This is a genomic window from Flavobacterium sp. ABG (assembly GCF_001027725.1).
Classification (GTDB): domain Bacteria; phylum Bacteroidota; class Bacteroidia; order Flavobacteriales; family Flavobacteriaceae; genus Flavobacterium; species Flavobacterium cupriresistens.
In genome coordinates, this window is the sequence record NZ_LEKS01000054.1 from 1 (window position 1) to 656 (window position 656).

1 protein-coding gene is annotated in these 656 nt (G+C 38.0%); it reads right to left on the bottom strand.

Annotated elements, in window-relative coordinates:
* Nucleotides 1–656: PHP domain-containing protein (locus AB674_RS21615; RefSeq protein ID WP_117610370.1), on the bottom strand; the 656-nt coding region annotated here is incomplete at both ends.

Below are 656 nucleotides of genomic sequence, written 5' to 3' on the forward strand. Positions count from 1 at the left end.
AAGTATTGTTCGTCGCTATAATCTTGACATCATGCTTTCTTGCCAATGAAATCAAAGATGCATTCACTCGATTCTCATCTTCCTGATTGTGACGCATCACCTCAATATAAAAATCTTCCTTGAACTCATTTTTCCACCAAATCAAGGCTTCTTCGGCTTGGTTTTCACCAATATTTAAAATCTTGTTTGGGATTTCGCCATAAAGGTTTCCAGACAAAACAATAATATCTTCTTTGAATTCCTGAATAACTTTCCTGTCTATTCTTGGCACATAATAAAAACCTTCGGTATACGCGATGGAAGACATTTTAGCCAAATTATGATAGCCTTTTTTAGTCTTCGCCAAAAGTACTATTTGATACCCATTGTCTTTAACCGACTTATTGTTATGGTCTTCACATACAAAAAATTCGCAACCTACAATCGGTTTCATCTGGACTTCTGTCGGTTCTTCACCATTTGCGACAGCGGCTTTATTCTTGGCTTCAGCGGCTTTATTATGGTATAAAATATCGCGAACAAAATGAAAAGCACCCATCAAATTCGCATGATCCGTCATGGCAACCGCAGGCATTTTTTGTTGTGCCGCCGCTTTTACTAATGCTGCAATACTAATAGTAGACTGCAACACCGAAAATTGGGTGTGATTGTGCAAA